The sequence below is a fragment of the Pseudorhodoferax sp. Leaf267 genome (genome assembly GCF_001422405.1).
GTDB lineage: Bacteria > Pseudomonadota > Gammaproteobacteria > Burkholderiales > Burkholderiaceae_C > Pseudorhodoferax.
Genome location: NZ_LMMV01000012.1, coordinates 720,591 through 736,396 on the forward strand (window position 1 = coordinate 720,591; position 15,806 = coordinate 736,396).

Sequence of the window (15,806 nt, forward strand, 5' to 3'; positions counted from 1 at the left end):
TAGACGAGACCCAAGAGATGCAATTCCCCGAGTCCTGGTTGCGCAGCTTCTGCAACCCGCCGCTCAGCAGCACTGAATTGGCCGAGACCCTGACCATGGGTGGCCTGGAAGTCGAAGAGCGGCGCCCCGTCGCGCCGCCGTTTTCCAAGATCGTCGTCGGCGAGATCAAGGAGGCCGTGCAGCATCCCAATGCCGACCGCCTGCGCGTCTGCCAAGTCGATGCCGGGCAGGGCGCCTTGCTGAACATCGTGTGCGGCGCGCCGAACGCGCGGGTGGGCATCAAGGTTCCGTGTGCGTTGGTGGGCGCCGAATTGCCGCCCGGCGAGGACGGCCAGCCGTTCAGGATCAAGCTCGGCAAACTACGCGGCGTCGAGAGCCAGGGCATGCTGTGCTCGGCACGCGAGCTCAAGCTCAGCGAGGACCACGGCGGGCTGCTGGAGCTGGCGGCCGATGCACCGGTGGGCACGGACATCCGCACTTGGCTTGCGCTGGACGACGCGCTGCTGACACTCAAGCTCACGCCCAACCTGGCCCATGGCCTGAGCGTGTTCGGTGTGGCGCGCGAGCTGTCGGCGCTGACGGGCGCGCCCTTGGCCATGCCGGCAATCGCTGCCGTCACGCCCAGCCTGACGGATCGCTTGCCGGTGACGGTCGAAGCGCCCGACCTGTGCGGGCGCTTCTCCGGTCGCATCGTGCGCGGTGTGAACACCCAGGTGGCTACGCCGGCCTGGATGGTGGAGCGCCTGGCGCGATGCGGCCAGCGCAGCGTGACGCCGCTGGTCGACATCTCCAACTACGTGATGTTCGAATACGGCCAACCCTCGCACATCTTCGACCTGGACAAGATCCACGGCGGCCTGGTCGTGCGCTGGGGCCGCGAGGGCGAGCAGCTCAAGCTGCTGAACGGCAACACCGTCACGGTGGACGCCAAGGTCGGCGTCATTGCCGATGCGCAGCATGTCGAATCGCTCGCCGGCATCATGGGCGGTGACGCCACGGCCGTGTCCGACGCCACGCGCAACATCTACATCGAGGCTGCCTTCTGGTGGCCCGAGTCCATCCAGGGCCGCTCGCGCCGCTTCAATTTCTCCACCGATGCCGGCCACCGCTACGAGCGTGGCGTGGACCCCAGCCGCACCGTCGAGATCATCGAACGCATCACGAAATTGGTGCTGGACATCTGCGGCGGCGCAGCCGGCCCGATCGACGACCAGACACTGCAGTTGCCGGAGCGCAAGCCGGTCACGCTGCGTGTGGCACGTGCCGCGCGCGTCATCGGCATGCCGTTGACGCAGGCCTCATGCGCCGCTGCCCTGCGCCGTCTGGACTTCCCGGTGCAAGAAGGCGAAGGCGTGCTGACCGTCACGCCGCCCGCGCACCGGTTCGACCTGCTGATCGAGGAAGACCTGATCGAAGAGATCGCGCGTCTGATCGGCTACCAGCAGTTGCCGACCACGCCGGCGCTGGCGCCCGTGGCGGCGCGCCTGCGGCCCGAAGCGCAGCGCAGCCGTTTTGCTGTGTGCCACCGCATCGCTGCGCTGGGCTACCAGGAAACCATCAACTTCAGCTTCGTCCAGGCGCAGTGGGAGCATGCGCTGCACGGCAACGCGAACCCGATCACGCTGCTCAATCCCATCGCGAGCCAGATGAGCGTCATGCGCTCTTCGTTGATCGGCTCTCTGTTGCAGGTGCTCAAGTTCAACCTCGACCGCCGCGCGCCGCGCGTGCGTGTGTTCGAGATCGGACGAGTCTTTCTGCGCGACGAAGCAGTGGCCGCGACCGACGCCACCGTCAAGGGCATTCATCAGCCGATGCGCGTGGGCGGCCTGGCGTTCGGCGATGCCGACGACTTGAACTGGTCGCACAAGGGCCAGCGCGCCGATTTCTTCGACGTCAAGGGCGATGTCGAGGCGCTGCTCGCGCCTCTGCAGGCGAGCTTCGAACCCGTCGAACACCCGGCTTTGCACCCCGGCCGCGCTGCGCGCGTCGTGCTGGACGGACGTGCCATCGGCGTCATCGGCGAACTGCATCCGCGCTGGCGCCAGAGCTGGGAGCTGCCGCAGGCACCCGTGCTGTTCGAACTCGATCTGGACGCTGTGCTGGCACGGCCGGTGCCCCAGGCTCAGCCCATACCGCGCTTCCAGGGCGTGGAGCGCGACATCGCCGTCGTGGTCAAGGAGTCCGTCGCGCACGACGCGCTGATGAGTGCGATCCACGCGGCCGACACCGGTGGCGTGCTGCGCGATGCCGTGCTGTTCGACGTGTACCGTTCCAAGCCCGGCGCTGCACCCAGTGCCGCACTGGCATCGGACGAGAAAAGTCTGGCGGTGCGCCTGCTGCTCAATGCCGACGATGCGACACTCACGGAAGAGCAGATCGCGGCGGCGGTGCAAGCCATCCTCGCGCAGCTGACGGCACGAGTGGGGGCGCGCCTGCGCGCATGACGCCCGCGGGGGCGACAGTACAACGTAGCGATGGACGGAGGAACGCGGTGAAGATTGCAGTGGAAAGCTTGGAGACCCCGGCGTTGACCAAAGCGCAACTGGCCGATCTGCTGTTCGAGCAGATCGGGCTCAACAAGCGTGAGTCCAAGGACATGATCGATGCCTTCTTCGACCTGATCACGACCAGCCTCGTGGACGGGACGGACGTCAAGATCTCCAGCTTCGGCAACTTCCAGATTCGCGTGAAGGCGCCACGCCCGGGGCGCAATCCGCGCACGGGCGAGTCGATCCCGATCAAGGCCCGCCGTGTCGTGACCTTTCACGCCAGCCACAAGCTCAAAGAGCAGATCCAGGGCTGAGTTTGCGGCTTGAAAAAGCAGCCCGCGGCGGGCGGTGTTGGCTTGGCGCATTGAGGCTCTTGGGGTAACCTGCCGGACCCTTTCGCAGCCCACTCCCGACCCCCATGGGAAATTCCCTCCCTTCGATCCCCGCCAAGCGCTACTTCACCATCGGTGAAGTCGGCGACCTGTGCGGTGTGAAGCCGCATGTGTTGCGGTATTGGGAGCAGGAGTTCACACAGCTGCGCCCCATGAAGCGCCGCGGCAACCGGCGCTACTACCAGCACCACGAAGTGCTGATGATCCGCCGGATCCGCGACTTGCTGTACGACCAGGGTTTCACGATCAGCGGTGCGCGCAACAAGCTGCAGGAACTGGTACAGATCGAGCGTGACAAGCGCCGCAATGGTGAGGTCATGTTGGATGGCGTCGATGCCATCGAGGCCATTGATGACCACGAGGACATCGCCTTCGACGAGTTCGAACACATGCTGATCGGCGACGACGATGCCAGCGCGGCGCAGAAGCTGGTGCATGTCCGGCGCGAGCTCCACGCAATTCGTTTGCTACTTTCCGATAACGCGTAAACCGCACGCTATAATTGCGGGCTTCGGTGTGTGGCGCAGCCTGGTAGCGCACTTGCATGGGGTGCAAGGGGTCGAAGGTTCGAATCCTTTCACACCGACCAAAAACAAGAAGCAGATCAACGGGTCAGGACCACAAGTCCTGACCCGTTTTTCGTTGGCGAGGCTGCAAGCGCAGGCGCTGGGCCGAGCCCGGTTTCAACAGGTCACGCCTCCGTCGATCACCAGGCTTTGGCCGGTCATGAAGGCGCCAGCCTGCGAGGCCAGGAACACGGCGGCGCCGGCGATCTCGTCGGGCTCACCGATGCGGCGCAGGGGTGTCGTTTCGGTGCGGCGCTTCAGGTTGTCGGCGTCTTCCCAGAGCGCACGCGCGAAGTCGGTCTTGATCAGGCCCGGGGCGATGCAGTTCACGCGGATGTTGTGCGGCCCGTATTCGACGGCCAGGTTGCGCGCGAGCTGGAAGTCAGCCGCCTTGGACACGTTGTAGGCGCCGATCACGGGCGAGCCGCGCAGACCGCCGATGGATGACACGATGATGATGGCGCCGTCCCTGCGCTCGATCATCTGCGGCGCGGCGAAGTTGATCAGCCAGTGGTTGGCGATCACGTTGTTCTCCAGGATCTTGCGGAATTGCTCGTCCGCGATGCCCGCCAGCGGGCCATAGTACGGGTTCGACGCCGCGTTGCAGACCACGATGTCGACGCGGCCCAGCTGCCGCGTGGTCTCGGCCACCAGGTGCTGCAATTCGTCCTTGGACGAGATGTTGGCCGGGATCGCGATCGCCGCGCCCTCGCCATGCTGACGGTTGATCGCGTCGCGGACCTCGGCGCAGGGCTCGGGCTTGCGCGACGAGATCACGACCCTTGCACCGTGTTCGGCCATGCGTTGCGCGATGGCCCGGCCAATGCCGCGCGAAGAGCCCGTGATGATGGCCACTTTGCCGGCCAGCGAGAACAAGGACATGGAAGTCTCCTTTGGATGTTGTGTGCGAATCCGGCGCCGGTGCTGGCGCCGGGCGCCGCGCACGATAGCAGGTGGACCCCGCATCGCGCTGGCCAGGCACGCGCATTCGATCGCGCTCCATGCAAGATCTTGTGGTGTTGGTGTTCATTTCGTGCGCAGGCCAGGAGGCACAGTCGCCCGGTGGATGGGCGCGGTTTGCGGACTAAGATGCCGGCACCTGCGTTCCACCATGCGTCTTGCAGCCGTCAGCGCGGCCGTCGGCCTGCAGGGCTTTCTTCCCCCGTTTCCTCCAGGAGAACCCTCATGAAGTCAGAACTTGGAACCGCCACCTTGCTGGGCCTTGCGGCCCTGATGCTCGCCGGCCAGGCCAGCGCGCAGGAGCAGGTCATCAAGATCGGCCACAGCGGCCCGCTGTCCGGCGCCAATGCCTATGCCGGCAAGGACAACGAGAACGGCGTGCGCCTGGCCACGGAAGACCTGAACGCCAAGAAGATCGTGGTCGGTGGCAAGACGCTGAAGTTCGAGGTTGTGTCCGAAGACGACCAGTGCGACCCCAAGCAGGGCGTCAGCGTCGCGCAGAAGATGGTGGACAGCAACATCAAGTACGTGATGGGCCCGTACTGCTCGGGCGTCGCGATCCCGGCCTCGCGCATCTACGACAGTGGCGATGTGGTGATGTCCACGGTCGGTACCAATCCCAAGGTCACGCAGGGCGGCTTCAAGAACCTGTTCCGCATCATCGCCAGCGACAACCAGATCGGCTCGTCCATGGCGGTCTACGCGGCCCAGGTGCTCAAGGTCAAGAAGGTCGGTGTGATCGACGACCGGACGGCCTTCGGCCAGGGCGTGGCGGACGAGTTCGTCAAGGAGGCCACCAAGCAGGGCCTGACCATCGTGGGCAAGGAGTTCACGACCGACAAGGCCACCGACTTCTCGGCCATCCTGACCAACCTGAAGGGCAAGGCGCCCGAGGCCATCTTCTATGGCGGCTACGCGCCCCAGGCCGCGCCCATGACGCAGCAGATGAAGCGCCTGGCCTTCAATGCCAAGCTGTTGGGCGGCGACACGTTGTGCAGCCCCGAGATGGGCAAGATCGGCGGCGACGCCGTGAACGACACGGTGTTCTGTGCGCAGGCCGGCGCCATGGCTAAGGAAGGCAGTCCCGCAGCGGCATTCAAGGCCAAGTACAAGGCCCGCTTCAACCAGGACCCGGACGCCTATGCAGCCGCGTACTACGACCAGGTCATGCTGATCGGCGACGCCATGCAGAAGGCTGCGTCGACCGACTCCACCAAGGTCGGCGCCCAGATCCACAAGTCCAACTACACCGGCGTGGCCGCGACCTATGCGTACGACGCGCAGGGCAACATGCAAAAGGCCCCCGTCACGGTGTCGACCTTCAAGAACGCCACGCTGACGCCGCTGGCCAGCTACTGAGCAGGCAGGGAGCCGCAGCATGCAGCGCATCCAGGTCATCGATTCGCACACCGGCGGCGAGCCCACGCGGCTCGTGGTCGCCGGCTTTCCCGACCTGGGCCGCGGCAGCATGGCCGAGCGCCGCGCCGTGCTGGCTGCCCAGCACGATGCCTGGCGCGCCGCCACCGTGCTGGAGCCGCGCGGCAGCGATGTCGTCGTCGGCGCCCTGCTGTGCGAGCCGCAGGCCGCCGATGCGGCGGCCGGGGTGATCTTCTTCAACAACACCGGCTACCTGGGCATGTGCGGCCACGGCACCATCGGCCTGGTCGCCACGCTGGCCTACATGGGCCGCATTGCCGCCGGCACGCACCGCGTCGAGACGCCCGTGGGCACGGTCCAGGCCACACTGCACGAGGACGGCGCGGTCAGCGTGCGCAACGTGCCGGCGTATCGCCTGCACCGGCAAGTGGCGGTCGATGTGCCGGGCCATGGCCGCGTGCTGGGGGATGTGGCCTGGGGCGGCAACTGGTTCTTCCTGATCGGCGAGCATGGCCAGCGCGTGGACGGCGGCAACCTGCCCGCGCTCACCGCCTACACCGGTGCCGTGCGCCTGGCGCTGGCCGCGCAGGGCGTGACCGGCGCCGATGGTGCCGAGATCGACCACATCGAGCTCTTCGCCGACGATGCCGTGGCCGACAGCCGCAATTTCGTGCTGTGCCCCGGTAATGCCTACGACCGCTCGCCCTGCGGCACGGGCACCAGCGCCAAGGTCGCCTGCCTGGCGGCCGACGGCAAACTGCAGCCCGGCCAGGTCTGGCGCCAGGCCAGTGTGATCGGCAGCCAGTTCGAGGCCAGCTTCGAGCCCGGCGAGGCAGGCCAGGTGATCCCCACGATCCGCGGGCGCGCGCACATGAGTGCCGAGGCCACGCTGCTGATCGAGGCCGATGACCCGTTCGCCTGGGGCATCCGGCTTTGAGTGTCACGCGCTCACGTGCGGGCCTGGGCGTGCACCCGTGACCATGGACGCCGACGTGCTGGTCATCGGCGCCGGCATCGTCGGTGCCGCCTGCGCCCACGCGCTGGCGCAGGCCGGCCTGGACGTGCTGGTGCTGGACGACCGGCGCGGCGGCGCCACAGGTGCCGGCATGGGCCACCTGGTCGTGATGGACGACAACCCGGCTGAACTGGCGCTGAGCGGTGCCTCGCTGGCGCTCTGGCGCGAACTGGCGCCCCAGATGTCCACGGCCTGCGACCACCACCCTTGCGGCACCTTGTGGATCGCCGCCAACGACGCCGAGATGGACGAGGCGCAGCACAAGCAGCAGCGCCTGCAGGCGGCCGGTGTGGCCAGCCAATGGCGCGATGCGCCGGCGCTGCACGCGGCGGAACCGGCGTTGCGGCCGGGCCTGGCCGGCGCACTGGAAGTGGCCAGCGACGGCGTGGTCTACGCGCCGGCTGCCGCCGAATGGCTGCTGTCGCGCGGTGGCGCCCGCGTGCGCGTGGAGCAGGCCCGCGTCGTCGCGATCGAGGGCACGGCCTTGCGCCTGTCCGACGGCGGCCTGCGCCGTGCACCGCAGGTGGTGCTGGCCAGCGGACTCGGCGCCACGGCGCTGTGCCCTGGACTGCCGCTGCGCCCCAAGAAAGGCCATCTGCTGATCACCGACCGCTACCCCGGCACGGTGCGGCACCAGCTCGTGGAGCTGGGCTATGTGACCAGCGCGCACCACAGCGAAGGGGACTCGGTCGCCTTCAACGTGCAGCCCCGGCCAACCGGGCAGCTGCTGGTCGGCTCGTCGCGCCAGTTCGACACGGTGGACCCGCAGGTCGAGCCAGCCATGCTGGCGCGCATGCTGCGCCGTGCCGTGGAGTACCTGCCGGCGCTGGGCCAGCTCCAGGCGATCCGCAGCTGGACCGGGTTCCGCGCCGCGACACCGGACGGCCTGCCGCTGTTGGGCCCGCATCCCACGCAGCCAGGCCTGTGGCTGGCGCTCGGGCACGAGGGTCTGGGGGTGACCACCGCACCCGGCAGCGCCGAACTGATCGCCGCCCAGCTGCTGGGCCGTGCGCCGCCCATCGACCCTGCGCCGTATCTGCCGGCGCGCCTGCTGCAGGCCGCATGACGACGCATCTGAACCTGACCGTCGACGGCACGGCCGTGCAGGTGCCGGCCGGCATCACCGTCGCGGCTGCGCTGCGCCATGCAGGCACAGGGCACACGCGTCAGGCCGTCGGCGGCGCGCCCCGCGCACCGCTGTGCGGCATGGGCGTCTGCCACGAGTGCCGTGTGTTGGTGCACCAGCGCCGCGTGCTGGCCTGCCAGACGCTGTGCCAGGACGGCATGGTGGTGCAGACCGGCCTCGAGCCGCGCGCAGGGGGCAGCCCATGACGCCCCCGCCCGCAAGCGAATCCTGCGACCTGGTGATCGTTGGGGCAGGCCCTGCGGGCCTGGCGGCGGCCCAGGCGGCGGCGGCCAGCGGCGCGTCCATCGTTGTCATCGACGACAACATCGCCCCCGGCGGGCAGATCTGGCGCGACGGGCCGGGCGTGGCCCTGGCGCCCGCAGCCCGTCGCCTGCGTGATGCCGTCGCCGCGTGCGCCAACGTGCGGGTGTGCAGCGGCACGCGCGTGGTGGCCGCGCCGGGGCCGCGGCAGCTGTTGCTCGAAGACGCGCAGCGCGGCTGGCTGCTGCGCTGGGACACGCTGATCCTGTGCACCGGCGCACGCGAGCTGCTGCTGCCGTTCCCGGGTTGGACCCTGCCCGGCGTGACCGGTGCCGGCGGCCTGCAGGCCCTTATCAAGGGCGGCATGCCCGTGGCCGGCGAGCGCATCGTGATCGCCGGCAGCGGCCCGCTGTTGCTGGCCGCGGCGGCCACGGCGACCCAGGCAGGCGCGACGGTCGTGCGCATTGCCGAGCAGGCTGCGTGGCGCAACGTGGCACGCTTCGCCGCGCAGCTGGGCCGCTGGCCGGCCAAGGCAGCGCAGGCCCTGGCGCTCGGCCATGCCGCGTACCGCGCTGGCAGCCACGTGCTGTCTGCGCAGGGCGATGGCGGCGTACGGACGGTATGGCTGCACCGTGGCCAGCGCAGGGTGGAAGACATCGCGTGCGATCGCCTGGCCTGCGGGTTCGGCCTGGTGCCGAATACGGAACTGGGCTGGCTGCTGGGCTGCGAGGTCGCGGCGCGCGACGGCAGCCTGGCCCTGGCCATCGACGCAGGGCAGGCCACCAGCGTGGCAAACGTGTACGCCGCCGGCGAATGTACGGGCATCGGGGGCAGCGAGCGCGCGTTGCTGCAAGGCGCGATGGCGGGCCATGCCGCGGTCGGCCAGGCAGCGCAGGCGGCGGCCTTGCGCAGACCCTTGGCGCGCTGGGATCGGTTCGCCGCGCTGGTGCAGCGGCATTTCGCGCTAGCGCCGGGAGTCCGGCAATTGACGGCGCCCGACACACTGGTCTGCCGTTGCGAAGACGTGCCGTGCAGCGCATTGGTCGGGCGCGCTGGGTGGGTCGATGCCAAGCTGCACACGCGCTGTGGCATGGGCGCGTGCCAGGGCCGCATCTGTGGCGCAGCCACGCAGCAGCTGTTCGGCTGGACACCGACGACGCCCCGGCCGCCGCTGTCGCCCGTGCGCATCGAAACGTTGGCGGCGCTGGCGGCGGACGCGGCTGAAAACTGAAAAAGGCTGCCGAAGCAGCCTTGGGAGGAGCGGGTGGGATCAGCCTGCGCTCTTGTCCTTGAGCTTTTCACCGCCGCGGCGGACGGCGTCACCGGTCTTTTCCATGCCCGTGCCGACGGCATCGCCTGCCTTCTGCGCGCCGTGCTTGATGGCCTGGCCGGTGCGCTGCGCACCGTGCTTGACGGCCTCACCGGTGCGGTGGGCGCCATGGCGCACCGAGTCACCGGCATGGCGCGCGCCGCGCTTCATCGATTCCTCGGCACGTGCCGCCGGGCCGGGCTGCGGGTTGCGCGCCGTGCCGTCGCGGTAGGTCTGCAGTGCCTCGTTCATGCGCTGCTCGCGTGGGGGTGTGTTGTCCTGCGCCATCGCGACCGAGCCGGCGGCGAGCGCAGCGGCGATGACGATGAGCTTGAGAGAGTGGTGTGGCATGTGGTGCTCCTGGATCGATGACGGGAGACCAGACCTTATGCCGTTGGCTGCTTTGAGTCGGCCGGCGTTCGTGCCGACCGCGTGTGCGCCGCGTCCCACGGGGAGTGAGGCGCCAGGTTGCGCCGGCACGCCGAGTTCTCCCTGCCCCTTGGGGACAACTTTGGGGAAAACCCAGGGGGCATCTGCGGGGATCGTTGCTGGGCGCGGCCTGCGTCACGATGCCTGCGAAAGAGGCATGTGCAAAGCTTGCACGCGCTAACTGAGAAAATGCACGTAATTCGCTCGCTCCTGGACCCCTGATGGCTGAAAAAAGTCAATCCGCTGTGGTAAGTGCAGAGCTCCACGTCAGCGTCGCACCGATGCTGGACTGGAGTGACCGCCACTGCCGCTACTTCCACCGTCTGCTGTCGCGCCGCGCCCGCCTGTACACCGAGATGGTGACCACCGGCGCGCTGCTGCATGGCGACGTGGCGCGGCACCTGCGCTTCGATGACACCGAGCATCCCGTGGCCCTGCAGCTGGGCGGCAGCGAGCCCGGCGACCTGGCCCATTGCGCCAGGCTGGGCGAGGCGTGGGGCTACGACGAGATCAATTTGAACTGCGGCTGCCCGTCCGAGCGCGTGCAGCGTGGCGCGTTCGGCGCCTGCCTGATGGCCGAGCCGCACCTGGTGGCCGACGGTGTCAAGGCCATGGTCGACGCGGTCAGCGTGCCGGTCACCGTCAAGCACCGCATCGGCATCGACCGTGGCGAAGACTACGGCTTCGTGCGCGACTTCGTCGGCACCGTCAGCCAGGCCGGCTGCAACACTTTCATCGTGCATGCGCGCAATGCCTGGCTCAAGGGCCTGTCGCCCAAGGAGAACCGCGAGATCCCGCCGCTGCGCTACGCGCTCGTGCACCAGCTCAAGCGCGACTTCCCGCACCTGCAGATTGTGATCAACGGAGGCCTGAAGACCACGGCACAAGTGGGCGAGCAACTCGCATTGCTGGACGGCGCCATGCTGGGCCGCGAGGCCTACCACAACCCCTGGTGGCTGGCCGAATGGGACAGCGCCTTCTTCGGCCTGCCCGAAGAGCCAGCGCGCACGCGCGAATCCGTCGAGGAGCAGATGCTGCGCTACATGGAGCGCGAGGCGCGCGAGCACGGCACGCACTGGCATGCGATCGCGCGCCACATGATGGGCCTGCGCCATGGCCTGCCTGGCGCGCGGCGCTGGCGCCAGGTGTGGAGCGACCACCGCATGAAGAGCCTGCCGGCGGCCGAGGTGGCCGCGCTCGCGCACGCGAACGAAACCGCCGTTGCGCTCTGAGGCGGCCACGCCGTTCACAATCGATGGCGCTCCGCCGTCCTTCGTTCCATCCAACCTTCGCACCATGACCCAACCTCGCATCCTCCAACTCGGCCGACTCCTTCCCTACCTCGAGCAGACCCTGGCGCAGCGTTATGACGTGCACCTGCTGGCCAACGAAGCGGACCCCAAGGCCTTCCTCGCGCGCGAGGGCGCAAGCTTCAGTGGCGCGGTGACCAACGCCGGCCTGGGCATCGATGGCGACACCATTGCGGCGCTGACGAACCTCAAGGTGATCTCCAGCTTCGGCGTGGGCTTTGACAAGGTCGACCTGCCGGCCGCCCGCGCGCGCGGCATTCCCGTGGGCTACACGCCCGACGTGCTGAACGACTGCGTGGCCGACACCGCTTTCTCGCTGGTGATGGACGTGGGCCGCGGGTTCACCGCGTCCGACCGCTACCTGCGCCGCGGCGACTGGCTCAAGGCCCCGTTCCCGCTGGCCACGCGCATCAGCGGCAAGAAGCTGGGCATCCTGGGCCTGGGGCGCATCGGCAACGTGATCGCGCGCCGCGCCAGCGGCTTCGACATGGAGGTGCGCTACCACAACCGCCGCCCGGTCGAAGGCAGCCCCTACGGGTACGAGGCCTCGCTGGAAGGCCTGGCGCGCTGGGCCGACTTCCTCGTGATCGCCGCGGCCGGCGGTGCCGATACCAAGCATCTGGTGTCGCGCGAGATCCTGGCCGCGCTGGGCCCCAAGAGCTTCATCGTCAACATCGCGCGCGGCTCGGTGATCGACGAAGAGGCCCTGATCGAAGCGCTGGAGAACAAGACCATCGGCGGCGCCGGCCTGGACGTCTACCAGGACGAGCCCCGTGTGCCCGAGCGCCTGATCGCCTGCGAGAACGCCGTGCTGTACCCGCACCTGGCCAGCGCCACCCACGAGACGCGCAAGGCCATGGCCGACCAGGTGCTGGCCAACCTGGCGAGCTTCTTCGAGACGGGCAAGGTCGCGGTCGCCGTGCCCTGAGCCTGTGACCGGCTAAGCTGCGGGAAGCGGGCGCTCGGCGCCCGCATTGCATTGCCCTTCAGGAGATCCCGCAGATGCCCAACAACAAATTCCCCGGCGCGCTCGCGGCCGCCGCTCTGGTTGCGCTGGCCGGTTGCGCCAGCACCGGTGGCGCGCCCTCGGCCACCACGCTCAAGAAGGCCGAGCTCGACCAGCTCGCCGCCAGCCTGCAAGGCCGCGCGCCCGGCAGCTTCAGCGCCTTCCTCGACCATGCCGCCCTGCAGCGGCCCACGCTGGCGCCGCTGGTGCAGCGCTACAAGGCCAGGCAGCCCCTGGCCGGCGACGAGCTCGCCACCCTGAGCCGGCTGCTCGGCCTGCACAACCGGCTGTCCAATCAGGCCGGCGTGATCGACGCCACCGCGAAGATGGTGGCGCTCCCCACCGTGCGCGGCAGCGGCCCGCCGCATGAGGATGCGAACATCATCGCGCTGGGCCGATTGGTCGCCGGCATGGCCAGGGACTTCGGCCTGCAGTACCGCAACGTCGACAACCGCGTGTTCGAGGTCAAGCTGCCCGGCACGGGCAAGGACGAGTTCGGTATCCTGACCCACGGCGACGTGGTGCCCGCCGTCGCCAGCGAATGGGTGCTGGACGACGGCACCAAACTCGACCCGTTCAAGCTCACGCGCGTGGGCGGCCTGCTGTACGGGCGCGGCAGCATTGACGACAAGGGCTCGATCGCCACCGTGCTCTACGCCATGAAGGCCGTGAAGGACAGCGGCCTGCCGCTGGACCGCACGATCCGCCTCATGATCGACACCACCGAGGAGACGGGCGGCGATGCGATCCGCTACTACCAGCAGCAGACCACGCTGCCGGCCTACAACATCGTGCTGGACAGCAAGTACCCCGCCGTCGTGGCCGAGAAGGGCACGGGCGCGCTGCGCGCGGCCTTCATGCTGGCGCCGCGTTCGGCCGCGGCGCCCGGTGCCGTGACCATCGGCGCGATGACGGGCGCAGCCTCTGCCAATGCGATCCCCCAGACGGCCACGGCGCGGCTGCAGGCGGCAGACCCCGCGGCACTGGCTGCGCGGCTCAACGCTGCCAAGGACGCGTTCGTGCGCCAGCACAGCGCGCAGGGCGGCCCCTTCACGATCGACGTGGCCAACGGCGCGGCGGGCGTGGACGTGAAGGTCACCGGCTCCTCGGCCCACGGCTCGCGGCCCGAGGAGGGCGTGAACCCGGTGCCGCGTCTCGCGCTGTTCCTGCAGAGTGCAGGCCTGCCGCTGACCGACAACGGCTACGCCCAGCTCACGCGCTACGTCGTCGACCTGTTCGGGCTGGACTACCTGGGCAATGCCATGGGCCTGGCCTACGCGGACGCCTTCATGGGCCCGCTGACCGCATCGCCCACGCTGATCCGCGAAAACGCCGGCAAGGTGGAGATCACGGCCAACGTGCGCATGCCGCGCGGCAACACGCCCGAGGCGCTGAGCGCGGCCACGCAGGCCAGGGTGCGAGCCTGGGGCGCGGCCGCCGGCATCCCGGTGGAGGTCGCCCACACGCAGGGCAACTGGATGGCGCGCGACCCCAAGGGCGCCTGGCTGGCCACGCTGCTCAACATCTTCGGCGACACCACCGGCCTGCCGGCCGAGCCCGTGTCCACCGCCGGCAGCACCACGGCCAAGCAGATGCCCAACGCCATCAACTTCGGCCCCGCGATGCCAGGCAAGAAGTACACGGCGCACAACGCCAAGGAGTTCAAGGAAGTCGCCGATCTGGATGCCGACATGCAGATGTTCACCGAGATGCTGGTGCGCATCGGCAACCTGCCGCAGATGCAGTAAGGACGGCGCTTGTCACGGTCGGGACGGCCGCGCGCGGGTGCGGCTGCGAACATGGTTTCCATCACAGGGAGGTTCCAAGCGACATGAGCATCCAACGCAAGGCCTGCATCGTCGGCGCCTACGAGCACCCGACGCGCAAGGCGCCCGACAAGACCGTGGCCCAGCTCCACGCCGAATGCGCGCGCGGCGCGCTGCTGGACGCGGGGCTCACGCTGGCCGACGTGGACGGCTACTTCTGCGCCGGCGATGCGCCCGGCCTGGGCGCGCTGAACATCGCCGACCACATCGGCCTGCACCCGCGCCATGTGGATTCGACCGACATGGGCGGCTCGTCCTACCTCGCGCACGTGGGCCATGCCGCGCAGGCGATTGCGGCCGGCAAGTGCAACGTGGCGCTGATCACGCTGGCCGGGCGTCCGCGCTCGGAAGCCTCCAGCGGCACGCAGCCGCGCAACTGGGGGCCCAACCTGCCGGACCAGCCCTTCGAGGCGCCGTTCGGCCCGGTCACGGTCAACATGTACGCCATGGTCGCCATGCGCCACATGCACGACTGGGGCACGACGCCCGAGCAGCTGGCCTGGATCAAGGTCGCCATGTCGCACCACGCGCAGCACAACCCGCATGCCATGTTGCGCGACGTGGTGACGGTGGAGGATGTCATCCACTCGCCCATGATTTCCGATCCGCTGCACAAGCTCGATTGCTGCGTGGTCAGCGACGGCGGCGGTGCCCTGGTCGTCGCGCGGCCCGAGATCGCGCGCAGCTTGAAGCGCCCCATCGTCAACGTGCTGGGCGCGGGCGAGGCGCTGAAGGGGCAGGAGGGCGGCAACATCGACCTGTCGTACTCCGGCGCCGTGTGGTCCGGCCCGCGCGCGTTCGAAGAGGCGGGCGTGGCGCCGGCCGACATCCAGTACGCCTCGATCTACGACAGCTTCACGATCACGGTGCTGATGCAGCTCGAAGACCTGGGCTTTTGCGCGCGCGGGCAGGGTGGGCGTTTCGTGGCCGATGGCAACCTGATCTCGGGCAGCGGCAGGCTGCCCGTCAACACCGACGGTGGCGGGCTGTGCAACAACCACCCCGCCAACCGTGGCGGCATCACCAAGGTGATCGAGGCCGTGCGCCAGTTGCGCGGCGAGGCGCACCCTGCGGTGCAGGTGAAAAATTGCGGCCTGGCGCTCGCGCAGGGCACGGGCGGTCTGCTGGGCTCGCGCCACGGCAGTGCCACGCTGATCATGGAAAGGGCCTGAGAAATGAAATCCCCACGCTCATCGCTTCGCGTATCGCTGCCCCCCCAGGGGGCGCGTCAGCAGCTTCGGAACGGGCGGGCGCTGCTGACATGACGACGCTTGCACAAGACCGCGCCTGGCCGGCGCCCGTGGTCTACCCCGACAACACGGAGTTCTGGGCTGGCACCGCTGCGGGCCAGCTGCTGGTGAAGCATTGCGAGGAATGCGGCAAGCCGCACTGGTATCCGCGCACGCAGTGCCCGTTCTGCATGTCGGACCGCACGGTGTTCAAGCCGTCGGCGGGCAAGGGCGAGATCTACAGCTTCACGGTGTGCCGCCGTGTGGGGCTTGTTCCGTTTGCGATGGCTTACGTGCGGCTGGATGAGGGCGTGACGGTGATGACCAACATTGTGGATTGCGACCTGGATGGGTTGGCGATCGGGCAGCGGGTGGAGGTGGTGTTCAAGGCTGCCGAGGGTGGTGCGATGCTGCCGATGTTTCGGCCTGCTTGAAGGCTCTGGCTCGTGCGGGGGCGCCCGGCCTGGGGCACCCGCCGCGGCCGCCCGGTGTACGCGCCCCTGCGCTGGCG

Annotated in this window: 15 protein-coding genes and 1 tRNA gene; 14 read left to right on the top strand and 2 right to left on the bottom strand. The window is 68.9% G+C overall.

Annotated elements, in window-relative coordinates:
• Window positions 1-17 precede the first annotated feature (17 nt).
• From pheT to ASF43_RS15190, 4 genes are all read left to right on the top strand, one after another.
• The gene (gene pheT, locus ASF43_RS15175) at window positions 18-2,444 is read left to right on the top strand and encodes a phenylalanine--tRNA ligase subunit beta (protein WP_056182569.1); all 2,427 of its coding nucleotides are present in this window, start codon (window positions 18-20) and stop codon (window positions 2,442-2,444) included.
• Window positions 2,441-2,803, top strand: a complete 363-nt coding sequence (locus ASF43_RS15180; protein WP_056182571.1) for an integration host factor subunit alpha — start codon at window positions 2,441-2,443, stop codon at window positions 2,801-2,803. Before pheT ends, ASF43_RS15180 begins: the two co-directional genes overlap by 4 nt.
• 104 nt (window positions 2,804-2,907) lie before the next feature.
• Complete coding sequence (locus tag ASF43_RS15185; protein WP_056182573.1) at window positions 2,908-3,369, top strand: MerR family transcriptional regulator; 462 nt, start codon at window positions 2,908-2,910, stop codon at window positions 3,367-3,369.
• Window positions 3,370-3,393: 24 nt separating this feature from the next.
• A tRNA-Pro gene (locus tag ASF43_RS15190) sits at window positions 3,394-3,470 on the top strand.
• 94 nt (window positions 3,471-3,564) lie between these two features.
• Here the strand turns inward: ASF43_RS15190 and ASF43_RS15195 are convergent.
• Complete coding sequence (locus ASF43_RS15195) at window positions 3,565-4,329, bottom strand: SDR family oxidoreductase (protein ID WP_056182576.1); 765 nt, start codon at window positions 4,327-4,329, stop codon at window positions 3,565-3,567.
• Window positions 4,330-4,632: 303 nt separating this feature from the next.
• Here ASF43_RS15195 and ASF43_RS15200 point away from each other — a divergent pair, with 303 nt between their 5' ends.
• Genes ASF43_RS15200 through ASF43_RS15220 form a run of 5 tightly spaced genes read left to right on the top strand, consistent with a single transcriptional unit; the run spans window position 4,633 to window position 9,417 of the window.
• Window positions 4,633-5,766 carry a branched-chain amino acid ABC transporter substrate-binding protein gene (locus tag ASF43_RS15200; protein WP_056182579.1) on the top strand — a complete coding sequence of 378 codons (1,134 nt, stop codon included), beginning with the start codon at window positions 4,633-4,635 and terminating at the stop codon, window positions 5,764-5,766.
• Between the two features lie 19 nt (window positions 5,767-5,785).
• Window positions 5,786-6,721, top strand: coding sequence for a 4-hydroxyproline epimerase (locus ASF43_RS15205; RefSeq protein ID WP_056182582.1), 936 nt, complete (start codon window positions 5,786-5,788; stop codon window positions 6,719-6,721).
• A 43-nt stretch (window positions 6,722-6,764) separates the two neighbouring features.
• On the top strand, window positions 6,765-7,865 hold the full coding sequence (locus ASF43_RS15210; protein WP_056182584.1) for an FAD-binding oxidoreductase: 1,101 nt from the start codon (window positions 6,765-6,767) through the stop codon (window positions 7,863-7,865).
• A complete protein-coding gene (locus tag ASF43_RS15215) occupies window positions 7,862-8,131 on the top strand; it encodes a (2Fe-2S)-binding protein (protein WP_056182587.1) in 270 nt (89 codons plus the stop codon). Before ASF43_RS15210 ends, ASF43_RS15215 begins: the two co-directional genes overlap by 4 nt.
• Entirely contained in the window at window positions 8,128-9,417 is a 1,290-nt protein-coding gene (locus ASF43_RS15220; RefSeq protein WP_056182589.1) for an FAD/NAD(P)-binding oxidoreductase, read from the top strand. The genes ASF43_RS15215 and ASF43_RS15220 overlap by 4 nt, the downstream gene beginning before the upstream one ends.
• A gap of 39 nt (window positions 9,418-9,456) precedes the next feature.
• Here ASF43_RS15220 and ASF43_RS15225 read toward each other — a convergent pair whose 3' ends face one another.
• Window positions 9,457-9,846, bottom strand: coding sequence for a hypothetical protein (locus ASF43_RS15225; protein ID WP_056182592.1), 390 nt, complete (start codon window positions 9,844-9,846; stop codon window positions 9,457-9,459).
• Between the two features lie 299 nt (window positions 9,847-10,145).
• On the opposite strand from ASF43_RS15225, the gene dusA reads away from it, so the two are divergent.
• The 5 genes from dusA to ASF43_RS15250 all read left to right on the top strand — a co-directional run bounded on the left by dusA (window position 10,146) and on the right by ASF43_RS15250 (window position 15,729).
• On the top strand, window positions 10,146-11,156 hold the full coding sequence (gene dusA / locus ASF43_RS15230; protein WP_056182595.1) for a tRNA dihydrouridine(20/20a) synthase DusA: 1,011 nt from the start codon (window positions 10,146-10,148) through the stop codon (window positions 11,154-11,156).
• A gap of 64 nt (window positions 11,157-11,220) precedes the next feature.
• On the top strand, window positions 11,221-12,162 hold the full coding sequence (locus ASF43_RS15235) for a 2-hydroxyacid dehydrogenase (RefSeq protein ID WP_056182598.1): 942 nt from the start codon (window positions 11,221-11,223) through the stop codon (window positions 12,160-12,162).
• Window positions 12,163-12,236: 74 nt separating this feature from the next.
• Window positions 12,237-13,988 carry a dipeptidase gene (locus ASF43_RS15240; protein WP_056182601.1) on the top strand — a complete coding sequence of 584 codons (1,752 nt, stop codon included), beginning with the start codon at window positions 12,237-12,239 and terminating at the stop codon, window positions 13,986-13,988.
• 83 nt (window positions 13,989-14,071) lie between these two features.
• On the top strand, window positions 14,072-15,238 hold the full coding sequence (locus ASF43_RS15245) for a thiolase domain-containing protein (protein ID WP_056182604.1): 1,167 nt from the start codon (window positions 14,072-14,074) through the stop codon (window positions 15,236-15,238).
• A gap of 89 nt (window positions 15,239-15,327) precedes the next feature.
• Window positions 15,328-15,729, top strand: coding sequence for a Zn-ribbon domain-containing OB-fold protein (locus tag ASF43_RS15250; protein WP_056182607.1), 402 nt, complete (start codon window positions 15,328-15,330; stop codon window positions 15,727-15,729).
• The last annotated feature ends 77 nt before the right edge of the window (window positions 15,730-15,806 follow it).